General features: G+C 39.4%; 1 protein-coding gene. It reads right to left on the minus strand.

Annotated elements, in window-relative coordinates; translation table 11 throughout:
* A partial coding sequence (locus L8D11_RS06240; protein ID WP_236870683.1) for a hypothetical protein occupies nucleotides 1–201 on the minus strand: 201 nt, incomplete at its 3' end.
* Nucleotides 202–226: the final 25 nt, after the last annotated feature.

Here is a 226-nt window from a genome sequence, read left to right on the forward strand (position 1 = left end):
ACCAGGCGCACCTTTATTGCGTTTTACAGCTCTAAAGGCACTTTTGAGATTAGTAGTATGAACTACTTTCTCAATCAAGTCTTTCGCAAGGTCATGGGTTATTTTAAATGCTGAAGTCACTTTATGCACCTTGAGATCAACAGCTTCGGTACTGCCGTCACTGTTTGATACATGGTCGATATAAATATCATTTGCTGCCATATGCCTCCAAAATTAAAACTCCAGT

Source organism: Candidatus Bandiella numerosa, assembly GCF_021811875.1.
GTDB lineage: Bacteria > Pseudomonadota > Alphaproteobacteria > Rickettsiales > Midichloriaceae > Aquirickettsia > Aquirickettsia numerosa_A.